At 70.4% G+C, this 12282-nt stretch carries 10 protein-coding genes; 4 read left to right on the top strand and 6 right to left on the bottom strand.

The features are described 5' to 3' along the window. Nucleotides 1-66 precede the first annotated feature (66 nt). Nucleotides 67-492 (top strand): type II toxin-antitoxin system PemK/MazF family toxin, encoded by a 426-nt coding sequence (locus tag AB0M73_RS11640; protein WP_363890007.1) that lies wholly within the window; start codon nucleotides 67-69, stop codon nucleotides 490-492. 154 nt (nucleotides 493-646) lie between these two features. Here AB0M73_RS11640 and AB0M73_RS11635 read toward each other — a convergent pair whose 3' ends face one another. The 5 genes from AB0M73_RS11635 to AB0M73_RS11615 form a co-directional block, all read right to left on the bottom strand. Beyond that, nucleotides 647-1489 carry a transglutaminase family protein gene (locus tag AB0M73_RS11635; RefSeq protein WP_363890005.1) on the bottom strand — a complete coding sequence of 281 codons (843 nt, stop codon included), beginning with the start codon at nucleotides 1487-1489 and terminating at the stop codon, nucleotides 647-649. After that, entirely contained in the window at nucleotides 1486-2433 is a 948-nt protein-coding gene (locus AB0M73_RS11630) for an alpha-E domain-containing protein (RefSeq protein ID WP_363890003.1), read from the bottom strand. Before AB0M73_RS11630 ends, AB0M73_RS11635 begins: the two co-directional genes overlap by 4 nt. Nucleotides 2434-2443: 10 nt before the next feature. Next, on the bottom strand, nucleotides 2444-4036 hold the full coding sequence (locus AB0M73_RS11625; protein WP_363890002.1) for a circularly permuted type 2 ATP-grasp protein: 1593 nt from the start codon (nucleotides 4034-4036) through the stop codon (nucleotides 2444-2446). 111 nt (nucleotides 4037-4147) lie between these two features. Continuing rightward, nucleotides 4148-5728, bottom strand: coding sequence for a hypothetical protein (locus AB0M73_RS11620; protein ID WP_363890000.1), 1581 nt, complete (start codon nucleotides 5726-5728; stop codon nucleotides 4148-4150). Further along, nucleotides 5713-6546 (bottom strand): ABC transporter ATP-binding protein, encoded by an 834-nt coding sequence (locus tag AB0M73_RS11615; RefSeq protein ID WP_363889997.1) that lies wholly within the window; start codon nucleotides 6544-6546, stop codon nucleotides 5713-5715. Before AB0M73_RS11615 ends, AB0M73_RS11620 begins: the two co-directional genes overlap by 16 nt. Nucleotides 6547-6632: 86 nt before the next feature. On the opposite strand from AB0M73_RS11615, the gene AB0M73_RS11610 reads away from it, so the two are divergent. Further along, nucleotides 6633-7508 carry an SPFH domain-containing protein gene (locus AB0M73_RS11610; protein ID WP_363889996.1) on the top strand — a complete coding sequence of 292 codons (876 nt, stop codon included), beginning with the start codon at nucleotides 6633-6635 and terminating at the stop codon, nucleotides 7506-7508. Nucleotides 7509-7580: 72 nt separating this feature from the next. On the opposite strand, the gene AB0M73_RS11605 is transcribed toward AB0M73_RS11610, so the two are convergent. Beyond that, the gene (locus AB0M73_RS11605; RefSeq protein WP_363889993.1) at nucleotides 7581-9182 is read right to left on the bottom strand and encodes a peptide-N4-asparagine amidase; all 1602 of its coding nucleotides are present in this window, start codon (nucleotides 9180-9182) and stop codon (nucleotides 7581-7583) included. A gap of 390 nt (nucleotides 9183-9572) precedes the next feature. Here AB0M73_RS11605 and AB0M73_RS11600 point away from each other — a divergent pair, with 390 nt between their 5' ends. Beyond that, nucleotides 9573-11888 carry a glycoside hydrolase family 3 N-terminal domain-containing protein gene (locus AB0M73_RS11600; RefSeq protein ID WP_363889990.1) on the top strand — a complete coding sequence of 772 codons (2316 nt, stop codon included), beginning with the start codon at nucleotides 9573-9575 and terminating at the stop codon, nucleotides 11886-11888. Between the two features lie 116 nt (nucleotides 11889-12004). Beyond that, nucleotides 12005-12268: a 30S ribosomal protein S20 gene (rpsT, locus tag AB0M73_RS11595; protein ID WP_043717948.1), complete on the top strand. Its 264-nt coding sequence runs from the start codon at nucleotides 12005-12007 to the stop codon at nucleotides 12266-12268. Nucleotides 12269-12282: the final 14 nt, after the last annotated feature.

The raw sequence follows: 12282 nt of genomic DNA, 5'->3' as shown, positions 1-12282 counted from the left end.
GGACGGGGGACACACTCCATGGTCCCATGCGTCCCGGGATGGTCCGTACAGAATAGGGTGCTGGCCGTGTCCGAACACGGTCCGGTTCCCCGTCCCGCCCACGGCGCGGTGACCCAGGTGCACGGCGCCGAGCGCCTGGCCAAGCTCGACTACTCCCCCGACCCGGACGGCCTGGCCGACCCGGGCGAGGTGGTCTGGGCCTGGGTGCCCTTCGAGGACGACCCCGCGGTCGGCAAGGACCGCCCGCTGCTGGTCGTGGGCCGCACGGGCCGCTTCCTGCTGGCCCTGATGCTGTCCAGCAAGCCCCACGAGTCGCAGGACTGGCTGGACCTCGGCGCGGGTGCCTGGGACCAGGACGGCCGCCCCTCGTGGCTGCGCCTGGACCGGGTCTACGAGCTGCACGAGAACGACCTGCGCCGAGAGGGCGCCGTGCTCGCCCCGGACCGCTTCGGCGTCGTCGTCGACGCCCTGCACGCCCGCGGCTGGCGCTGATCCCCACATCACCAGTTGCGGGCGGACGTTCCAACAGCGAGGGGTTCAACGTTGGAAGTTGCACGTCAACTTCCAACGCAGCTTGCAACCACTTCTGGCTGTGTTCACCACGCGGTCGAGCCTCACGTACGGACAGTGAGCACTATCACAGGGCTCACGCCAGGCGGGTGAGCTCCACGGTGACGGTGAGGCCGGCGCCGGCGCCGCCGGTGTAGATGCCCTTGAAGGGGACGACGTCGGCGTAGTCGCGGCCGACGGCGACCCAGACGTGGCGCGGACCGACGGGGATGGCGTTGGTGGGGTCGTAGGCCCACCAACCGCCGGTCCACGCCTCGATCCACGCGTGGCTCTCGCCCTGCACGGTCTCCTTGGCGGCGCCGTCGGCCCGGGTGTGCAGGTAGCCGGAGACGTAGCGGGCGGGGATGCCCATGGCGCGCAGGAGGGCGAGGGTGAGGTGGGCGTAGTCCTGGCAGACACCCTCCCTCGCCTGCCAGGCGTCGGCGGCGGAGCTGTGCACGCCGGTGCTGCCCTGCCGGTAGGTCATCTGGGAATGAACCCAGGAGGCGGCGGCGTGGACGGCGTCGACAGGGGTGAGCCCGCGGCGGAGTTCCCGGGCCTTGGCGGCAAGTTCCCGGTCCCGGGGCACGTAGTCGGTCCAGCCGAGGTACTCGGTGTACCGGTCGAGGACGTCCTCGCCGCGAAGGTCGGTCCAGGTGGCGCCGCCGACGGGGGCGACCTCGCCACCGGTCTCGACGACGGAGGAGCCGATGACGGACAGCTCGGTGTGCGGAGCGTGCAGGTCGAAGGAGGTGACGACGGTGCCCCAGTAGTCGGTGTACCGGTAGGCGCGGGTGGCGGGATGGGTCTCCACGCGGCTGACGACGACGTTCTGCCGCCGGTCGCTGCGCGGGGTGAGCCGAACCTCGTTGTACGACTGGGTGACCGGCGAGGCGTACCGGTACTCGGTGGTGTGCGTGACGCGAAGCCGCCAACTCATGCGCCCACCTCCGTGTTGGTCCACGCGACCCAGGGCACGGAGTGGAAGTACTGCAGCGACACGGCTTCACCGACGTCACGAACGGTGGCCTGCAAGGACTTCAGCCGTCGGGGCAGGTTCTCCATGAGCTCGGAGATGCGCAGGAACTCGAGATCGCTACGGGCCTTGCCGAGCAGCCGGGAGGCCTCGGCAGTGGCGCCGACGCGACGGCCGGGCGCGTGGTCGAGGTGTTCGAGACACTGCTCGGCCTGGGACAGGGCGTGGAACACGGAGCGGGGAAAGAGCCGGTCCAGCAACAAGAACTGGACCACGCGGCTGGCGTCCATGGCCCCACGGTAGGTCCGCAGGTACGTGTCGTGCGCGCCGGCGGACCGCAGCACGGTGACCCAGCCGGGCGAGGAAGCCTTGTCACCGGAACGGGAAAGCAGCAGCCGCACGATCATGTCCACGCGTTCGACGGACCGCCCCAGCACCAGGAACCGCCAGCCGTCGTCGCGGCTCATGGTCGAGTCGGCCAGCCCGGCGAACATGGCGGCCCGCTCCTCCACGAAGGAGAAGAACGCGTGCGGCCCCACCTGCCGGGCGTAGCGCTGCCGCTCCGGCACGGCATTCCACATGCTGTTCAGGCATTCCCACATCTCCGTGGACACGACTTCCCGCGCGCCGCGGGTGTTCTCCCGCGCCGACGTCACGGAGGCGCAGATGGAGCCGGCATTGCCCAACGAGTAGGCCACCAGCTCGGTCAGCGACCACACGTCCAAGGTCGTGCCGTCGGGCGGCGTGATGCCCAGGACGGACAGCAGCTGCCGGCTTTCCGCGTCCGGATTGACGGTCGCGTCCTCCAACAACTGGTGCACGGACACGTCGAGAATGCGCGCGGTGTCGTCGGCGCGTTCGACGTAACGGCCGATCCAGTACAGGGATTCCGCGTTCCTCGCCAGCACGACGCCTCCCTCACTGCTGTTGTTGTTGCTGTTGCTGGGATGCCGTCAGTTCCGGCCCCTGCTCGGTCGCCACGCCGTTGAGCTGACTCGCCTGCACGAGCTCGGGCCCGGACAGCTCGCTCTCCACTGTGGACGATCGGGGCGCCAGCACCCAGGTGTCCTTGGAACCGCCGCCCTGCGAGGAGTTCACCACCAGGCTCCCCTCCGGCAGCGCCACCCGCGTCAGCCCGCCGGGCAGCACGAACACCGAGTTGCCGTCGTTGACCGCGAAAGGCCGCAGGTCCACGTGCCGCGGGCAGAGCTTGTCGCCGATCTTGGTCGGCACGGTGGACAGTTGCACCACCGGCTGGGCGATCCAACCGCGGGGATTGTCGCGAACCTTGCGCCGCAACGCGTTCAGCTCCTTGGCGGAGGCGTCCGGCCCGAAGACGATGCCGTAGCCGCCGGAGCCCTCGACCGGCTTGACCACCAGCTCGGACATCCGGTCGAGCACGTGGGCCCGCTCGTCCGGCAGCCAGCACCGGAAGGTGTCCACGTTGGGCAGCAACGGTTTCTCGCCGAGGTAGTACTGCACGATCTCCGGCATGTAGGTGTACACGAGCTTGTCGTCGGCCACGCCGGTGCCGACGGCGTTGGCGATCACCACGTTGCCGGCGCGGGCGGCGTTGGCCAGCCCGGCCACGCCCAGCACGGAGTCCGGCCGGAAGTGCACGGGATCCAGGTACGGGTCGTCGATGCGGCGGTAGATCACGTCCACCTGCCGCTCGCCCTCGGTGGTGCGCAGGTAGATGGTGTGGTCGCGGCAGAACAGGTCCCGCCCCTCCACCAGCTCCACGCCCATCTGCCGGGCCAGCAGGGAGTGCTCGAAGTAGGCCGAGTTGTGCACGCCGGGCGTCAGCACGACCACGTTGGGGTCGGCGGCATTGGGCGCGGCGGCGTTGCGCAGGGCTCGCAGCAGGTGCACGGCGTAGTCGCCGACGGCGCGAACCCGGTGCCGCGCGAAGAGATCCGGGAACACACGGGCCATGGTGCGCCGGTTCTCCATCACGTACGACACCCCCGACGGGCACCGCACGTTGTCCTCCAGCACGCGGAATGTGCCGGCCTCGTCGCGCACGAGGTCGATGCCGGCGACGTGGATGCGCACCCCGTTGGGCGGCACGATCCCGGCGGCCTCGCGGTGGAAGTGCTCGCACGAGGTGATCAGCCGTCGCGGCAGCACGCCGTCGCGGACGATCTGCCCGTCGCCGTAGACGTCGGCCAGGAACGCCTCCAGGGCCCGCGTCCGCTGCACGATGCCGCGCTCCAGCTTGGCCCACTCCGAGGCGGTGATCACCCGGGGCACGAGGTCGAGCGGGAACGGCCGTTCCTGACCGGACAGCGAGAAGGTGATGCCCTGATCCACGAACGCCCGCCCGAGCGCGTCGGACCGGGCGCTGAGATCGGCCACATCGGACGGTGCCAGCACCTCGTGCAGCGAGCGGTACGCGGACCGCACGGACGCGTCGGCCGAGAACATCTCGTCGTACGCGCCGGCGTGCGGCCGCGCCGGGTTCAGGTAACCGCGAAACAACTCGCCGTCGCCGCGCCCGTTCCTCGTCATGGTCGACATCTTCACCCAGCACGGTGGCCGAGGGCACTACTCCAAACCACTGGTTACCTCAACGAAACACCAGCTCAACGCTACGCAGCGCCACGGTCACCCAGCCGGCGATCAACCAGCGGCCTTCACCTGAGCCAGCAGCTCCGGGCCGCGGGTGAGCAGCCGCCGCTCGGCCAGCCGCCCCAGCCACCACGCCGCGAATCCGCCCGTGGCCAGGCCCACCGGCACGGCGATCCAGCTCAGCACCGGGTTGTGCGCGATCTGCCCGACGATCAGCAGAACCAGCGACGGCAGGGCGATGACCAGCAGAAACAGCATGGACAGCAGCCGCACCAGGCCCCGTGAGCAGCCGGGCCGGTTGCCCTGGTTGAACGGATTGCTGCCGCGCTGCACCGGCATCGGGAACGCCCAGTACACCGACAGCAGCAGCATGAAGCCGGCCCCGCCGCCGAGCATCGCCGGCAGCACGCCGAGCACCCACGGGTACGCCCACCAACTGCCGGCCACGCCGGGCAGCACCAGCCCGGCCACGATCGCGACAGGACCGATGATCAGCCCCCACGCCCACTGCCGCCCTCGCACGTCGGCCCGGGCCGCCCCGGGCGTGACGATGGTGTGCCACACCGAGGTGCCGTCGAAGCCGTACAGGTTGCTGACCTGGAGCATGGAGAAGCCGACGACCCACAGCCCGGCGAACGGCAGCATGACCAGCGCGCCGCGGCCGCCGGCCGACGAGAACACCGGGATGAACAGGCCGATCAGCACCGAGGTCAGCAGCATCGCCCGGCGCCGGGCGTCCCGCCACCACAGCCGCAGTTCCTTGCCGATCACCGCGCCGACCGGCGTCGCCGGCAGCAGGCTGCGGCCAGAGGCCTTGACCCGCCCGGCCTTCGCCGGGCCGACGTTGGTCTGGGGCGTGGTCAGCCGCAACACCAGCAGTCGCGAGTACGCCAGCAGCAGGAGACCGTCCGCCGCGGCCAACGCGAGCACCGCTCCGATCACGGCCAGCCAGTTGCCGGTGGCCGCGCCCTCGACCGCCGCCGGCGCCCAGCCGGTCGGCAGCCAGCGCAGCGTGCCGCCGAGCACCGGGTTGTTCTGGAGAATGACCGGCGCCAACGCCTCCCCCGCGTACCGCAGCGGCAGGTAGGACAGGCCGGCCAACGCCGCGAGCAGCACGCCGAGATCCTTGCCGCGGCGGGATCCCAGCACCGCCCCGAGCGCACCGACGACCACACGCGACAACAGCACGGTCAGCGCCAGCGCCAGCACGGCCGTGACCACGGCGACGATCGCCGGCAGCGCGCCGAGCCACAGCGCCCCGACCACCAGGCCGAGGAACGCGATCACCGTCGCCACCGGCGGCACGCCGGCCAGCGACGCGCCCAGCAGACCGAAGGCCAGCTTCGTCGGCGACAAGGGCAGCAGGGCGAAGTTCTCCGGGCGGAGCGTCTCGTCGCCGCCGCCCATGATGATCGGGCCGATCAGCCAGCCGATCGTCCACAGCAGCATCATCACCGAGGCGACGGTGGTGCCGATGGACACGCCGTTCTGGTAGCCGAGCATCACCAGGAACAGCGACGCGCCGCCGGCCGCCAGGCCGACCAGCGCGCCGAAGGCGAAGCTCGCCGCCCGCGCCCCGCCGAGCGAGTGCGACAGCACCCGCAGCTTCATGCGGATCAGGACGCCAACCACGACAGCCCTTCCCCGCCGCCGGTGCGGCCGCCGACCAGGTGCACGAACGCCTGCTCCAGCGACTGTCCACCGCGGACCTGCTCCACCGGCCCGCTGGCCACGACCCGCCCGCGGGTGATCACGGCGACGTGGTCGCAGAGCTTCTCGACCAACTCCATCACGTGGCTGGACAGCACGACCGCGCCGCCGGAGGCGACGAACCGCTGCAGGATCGTGCGGATCGTGGACGCCGACACCGGGTCGACGGCCTCGAACGGCTCGTCCAGCACCAGCAGCTTCGGGGCGTGCAGCAGCGCGGTGGCGAGGCCGATCTTCTTGCGCATACCGGCCGAGTAGTCGATCACCAGCGTGCGCTCGGCGTCGAGCAGCTCCAGCACGCCCAGCAGCTCGGCCGCGCGCGCGGCGACCGTGGCCTGGTCGAGGCCGCGCAGCAGACCCGTGTACGTGAGCAGCTCACGCCCGGTGAGCCGCTCGGGCAGCGCCATGCCGTCCGGCAGCACGCCGACCAGGGACTTGGCCCGCTCCGGCGACTCCCACACGTCCACGCCGAAGATGCGCACGGTCCCGGCGTCCGGGCGCAGCAGCCCGACGGCCATGGACAGCGACGTGGTCTTGCCGGCGCCGTTCGGGCCGACCAGGCCGAAGAACGAGCCGCGCGGCACGACCAGCTGCACGTCGTCCACCGCGACTGTGGTGTTGAACGCCTTGCGCAGACCGGTGATCTGTAGCGCCGGGGCCTGTTCCGCCGACTGTTGCTGCCCGTACGCCGGCAGCCCTCCCGTGTCCAACTCGTTCCCCTCCCGGCCGGTGCGGATCACCCCATCATGCTCCTCGCGACGTCGCCGCGCTGGCGTTTCACCGTGGTACGGTTCTGATATCACATTGATAGTTGAAGGAGGGGGCCATGAGCGAGATCCCGACGCCGGATCCGACGATCGCCGAACGGCCGGCGAACCGGCTGCCCGGCGGGTTCGCCCTGCTGCTCGCGCTGGCGCTGCTGGCCGCGGGCATCGCGGTGGCGGCGACCACCCAGCAGCTGTGGTGGATCGTGCTCTCCGTGCTCGGCCTGATCATGTTCCGCGGGCTGTTCGTGCTGCCCCCGGGCGTGGCCGCGGTGATCCAGTTCTTCGGCCGCTACGCCGGCACCGTGCGCACGCCCGGCCTGCACTTCGTGAACCCGCTGAGCAACCGGCAGCGGCTCTCGGTCCGGATCCGCAACCACGAGACCGCGGTGGCAAAGGTCAACGACGCCGAGGGCAACCCGATCGAGATGGCCGTGGTGGTCGTCTGGCAGATCGAGGACACCGCCCGGGCCGCGTTCGAGGTCGACGACTTCGTCCGCTTCGTCGGCATCCAGACCGAGACCGCGGTGCGGCACATCGCCACCAGCTACCCGTACGACAACCACACCGAGGACGACCGGCTGTCGCTGCGGGAGAACGCCGAGGAGATCACCGGCAAGCTGTCGGCCGAGATCTCCGAGCGAGTCCGGTCGGCCGGCGTGAAGGTCATCGAGTCCCGGCTCACGCACCTGGCCTACGCGGCGGAGATCGCCGGCGCCATGCTCCAGCGGCAGCAGGCCGGCGCGGTCGTCGCGGCCCGCCAGCGCATCGTCGAGGGCGCGGTCGGCATGGTCGAGCTGGCCCTGGCCCGGCTGGCCGAGCGGGACGTCGTCGAGCTGGACGAGGAGCGCAAGGCGGCCATGGTCAGCAACCTGCTGGTGGTGCTGTGCGGCGACCGCGCCACCCAGCCCGTGGTCAACGCCGGCAGCCTGTACTGAGCTCCCCGTTTTGCCACATGCGCTTCCCACTTGCGCTCAGGTGCCACGTGGGAAGCGCATGTGGTGCAACCGTCAGCCGAAGTGGACGTCGCGGGTGACGTAGCCGTGGGCGGTGTCGATGTCGTGGGAGTAGAAGCGACCGGTGTCGGCCAGGCCGCTCCACCGCTCGCTGGACTGCCCGTCGGCGTAGCTGAGGACACCGTTGGTGCGGCCGAATCCGCCGCTGGTGTCGATGGTGTCCACGCTCAGCGCGGCCGGCCCGCCGCCGACCGTCCACAAGCGACGTCCCTGGTGGACGGTCGCGTCGATCCGGTAGTTGTTGTCGTCCACGATGTGCTGGGTGACGTCGGCAGTCAGCGAGAAGTCGAAGCCATTGGTCCCGTAGTTGCCGAGCACCCGCTGGTCGGTGGTCTGCTTCGCCCCCGAGTCGGCCAGGGTCGTGGTGTTGTCGAAGGTCCACTGCCCGGTCGAGTTCACCGGCACGAAGCCGGCCGAGGTGTGCAGCACGCCGGTGGTGCGCCACGACCGCTGGACGTGCGTGACGACCTTGTTGTCGAGGCCGGTGCCGTTGGTGGTGGTCCGCACATCAGCGTCCGGCACGATGTCCTGCAACAGCGTGCCGGTGACCCGCTTGACGTGTGGATCGGTGGTGGCGAACAGGTTTCCGCCCAGCGTCCACAGGTCGACGATGCCCTTCGGCGGGATCAGCTGCACGGTGTGCGGCTTGCCGTCGGTGAGCAGACCGATGAAAGGGCTCAGGTCGATCGTGTACGGCAGCGTGACGATGGAGTCGATCGCGGTGATCGGCCGCCACAGCATGGGCGCCACACCGCCGGTGTAGATCACCGAGTACGGCGACACGACCCCGGCGGGCCGGCCGTCGACGGTCACCTCGACCTCACGGTAGGCCCCGCCGCCGCACAGCCCGGCCGAGGGATTGGCCTGCACCAGGGAATCCGGCACGTTCGACCACCAGAACTCCTCGCAGCCGCCGCCCCGCGCGTAGATCTCGGCGGTCAGCTTCGCGGTGTTGGCCGGCACGGTCACCTGCGCGGTGTAGTTCTTGCCGGCCGCCAGGTCCTGCCAGCCCGGTTTCGAGGCGTCGGCGGCCAGCGGCACGACGGTGTCGGCCTGCTTCGGCGCCGGATGGGCCCGGTCGGCCTGGTAGTAGGTGATCGTGACGGTGATGTCGTAGGGCCCGGTGTAGGTGTCGTTGACGACGTTGCCCAGGTCCACCACGAACGGCTGCGGCTGGTGCAGCAGCGGCGAGAACTCGGTGATGTCGCGGTCGAAGCTCCAGGTGATGCCGGACGGGTCCGGCTCCGGCGTCGAGGTCCGCAGCACCTCGGCCCCGCCGATCCACAGGCCGGCGAGCCGGTCGTACTGGCGGCCCTGGCTCTTGCCGGTCCAGCTCAGCACCACCTTGGTCCACGGCCCGGCGCACTCGGCCGGCGGCGTCAGCGTGCCGACGTAGGGCTGGCCGTAGGAGTTGGCGAACACGTGCTGCATGGCGGTGACCGCGCAGTGCGGGGTCGGCGGTCTGCTGACCGGCGGCAGCGCGGTCAGCGGATCCTGGTAGTCGGTGACGACACGATCGGCGGCGCTCGCGGGCGCGGCCGTCACCACGCTCAACGCGGCAACGGCGACTAGCAGAGCGGTGAGATATCGGCGCACCACCGGACGCTAGCGCCCGGTCGAGTGTTCGCGTGACCCCCCGGACGGCGGTAATCGTTCACAACCATGGATGCCCGAACCGCGCCACGTTCACATCCGTGACCAGATGCTGGGACGTTCAGGAACCGTGTCCAATCGCGCGCTCAGCTGCGGAAATCCGTCCCCTCCCGGCACCGCTCACGGCTACCCGTGTGACGATCACCCGCGTTGTCCGAACCACCGTGACGCAAGGAAAGTCCTTGGCAGCACTGTAAAAACTCTGAAACACGTCACTGTGTGTGCCCAGATCGCGGGATGGGAGCGCTTCCAAATCCCCCGATCGGCGCTACTGGTCACGGGGCCTCTCGGACAAAGGTGACAACTGCGTTACCAGCCAGAACAGGAGGCACAGTGGCCCGAATCCGCCCCGGTATCCGCGCCGCCCTCGCGATGACGGCCGTCATCGCGCTGACCACGGCGCTGGCCCAGTCCAGCGGCCAGGCGTCGCCCAGCGGACCGACCGGCTCCGACGACCACGGCAGACCCATCTACCTCAACCCCGCGGTGCCGGCCCAGTACCGCGTGAACGACCTGCTGCGCCGGATGACGCTGGCCGAGAAGGTCGGCCAGATGGCGCAGATCAGGGTGGGCAAGCTGCGCGGCGACTGCAACAACGCCAACGGCCCGCTGGTGGCCTCCTGCGAACAGCAGGTGCTGGTGGACGCGCACGTCGGCTCGATCCTGTCCGGCGGCGGCGACTACCCGGTGGACAACACCGCCAAGGGCTGGGCCCAGATCACCAACGGCATCCAGCACTACGCGCTGGACAACAACCGCCTCAAGATCCCCGTGCTGTACGGGGCCGACGGCGTGCACGGCGACAACAACCTCGTGACCGCCACGATGTTCCCGCAGCAGATCGGCGTCGGCGCCACCTGGGACCCGGCGCTGGCCGAGAAGATGGGCGAGTCCACCTCGGCGACGATGCGCGCGACCGGCGTGTTCTGGGACTTCGCGCCCGTCTCCGACATCTCCCGCGACACCCGCTGGGGCCGCTACTACGAGACGCTGAGCGAGGACCCGCTGCTGGCCGGCTCCCTGGCCGGCTCGCTGGTCACCGGTCTGCAGGCCTACGACGGCAAGGGCGCCACGGCCAAGCTGGCCGCCACGGCCAAGCACTTCGCCGGCTACTCGGCCCCGGCGAACGGCCACGACCGGGTGCCGGCGCAGATCCCCGTGCGTGAGCTCCAGGACGTGTTCCTGCCGGCCTTCCAGCCGCAGATCGACGCCGGCGTGCTGACCGCGATGGCCAACTCCGGCGCGGTCAACGGCATCCCCGTGCACGCGTCGAAGTTCATGCTCACCACCGAGCTGCGCCAGCGCATGGGCTTCACCGGCGTGACCGTCAGCGACTGGTCGGACATGGCCAGCCTGGTCACCAAGTACCACGCCGCGCCGGACTACCCGACCGCCATCGCGATGAGCGTGAACGCGGGCGTGGACATGGCGATGGAGCCCTCCGACGCCGCCGGCTACACCAAGGCGCTGACCGACGACGTCCACAACGGACTGATCAGCCAGCACCGCATCGACGAGGCCGTCGGCCGCATCCTCAAGCTCAAGTTCGAGCTGGGCCTGTTCGACAAGCCGTTCGTCGACGAGAACGCGGCCGACGGGATCGTCAACGGGGCCGGCGCCGACCTCGCGCGGCAGGCCGCCACCGAGTCGACCGTGTTGCTGCGCAACGACAACAAGACGCTGCCGCTGTCCACCGGCGTGCACAAGATCGTCGTCGCCGGCGACAGCGCGGACAACCCGGCCCAGCAGTTCGGCGGCTGGACCGTGAACTGGCAGGGCGTCGACCCCAAGGGCCCGGTGCCGCCGGTGGTCACGCCGTTGCAGGGCATCAAGGAGGCCCTGCCCAACGCCACCGTCGTCGGCGCGACCGACGACACCGCCGTGGCACAGGCGGCGGACGCCGACGCCGTGGTCGTGGTGCTGGGGGAGAAGGCCGGCGCCGAGGGCACCAACGACAAGGAGAACCCGACGCTGACCGCCGCCCAGCAGTCCCTGGTGGACTCGCTCAAGGCGACCGGCAAGCCGGTGGTCGTGGTGCTGATGACCGGCCGGCCGCTGGTGCTCGGCTCCGTGGCCACCGCGCCGACCCTGCTGCAGTCCTGGCTGCCCGGCTCCGAGGGCGGGCACGCGCTGGCCGACGTCCTGTTCGGCAAGGCCAACCCCAGCGGCAAGCTGCCCATCTCGTGGCCCAAGACCGTCGGCGACCTGCCGATGTCCTACGACCAGCTGCCCGGCACCAACAGCGGCGCCAGCTCCGGCTACGACCCGCTGTTCCCGTTCGGCTTCGGCCTGTCCTACACGACCTTCGCCACCTCCACGCCGACCGTGAGCGCCGCCACCGTGCGGACCGACGGCAAGGAGACGGTGTCGGTGACGGTGACCAACAGCGGCACGGTCGCCGGCAGCACGGTCGTGCCTGTGTACGTGCACCAGGCGGTCAGCCCCGTGCTCGTGCCGGACAAGCGGCTGGTCGGCTACGCCCGGGTCGACCTCAAGCCCGGCGAGTCCAAGACCGTCCAGGTCAAGTTCAACGTCAGCCAGCTCGCGATCACCCCGGGCGACGTGGACGCCGCTGGCCGGCGCGAGGTGGAGAAGGGCGCGTATGCCGTGGTCGTGGGCACCGCGCAGGCGCCGTTCACGGTGCGTTAGACTGGCTGTTCGTGTCGTGCGGCGTTCCGTCGTGGAGGAAGACCCGGTGCTGTCCCGGACCGGGTGCCGTGTGAAGTGCGACACGACCCAGACGCAGTGAACTGAGAGGCAGTCGCGTGGCGAACATCAAGTCGCAGCAGAAGCGGATCAAGACCAACGAGGCCGCTCGCCTGCGCAACAAGGCGGTCAAGTCCGGTGTGAAGACCGCCGTCCGCAAGGTCCGCGAGGCTGTCGCCGCCGGCGACAAGGACAAGGCCCTCGAGCTGGTCCGGGTCGCCTCCCGCAGCCTGGACAAGGCCGCCAGCAAGGGCGTCATCCACGCCAACCAGGCGGCCAACAAGAAGTCCGCGCTCGCCGCGGCCGTGAACAAGATCGGCTGAGCACGCCGCTTCGC

The organism is Kutzneria sp. NPDC051319, from assembly GCF_040682195.1.
Classification (GTDB): Bacteria; Actinomycetota; Actinomycetes; order Mycobacteriales; family Pseudonocardiaceae; genus Kutzneria.
The sequence above is the reverse complement of the archived record's forward strand: the minus strand, read 5'-3'. Positions and strand labels throughout refer to the sequence as shown.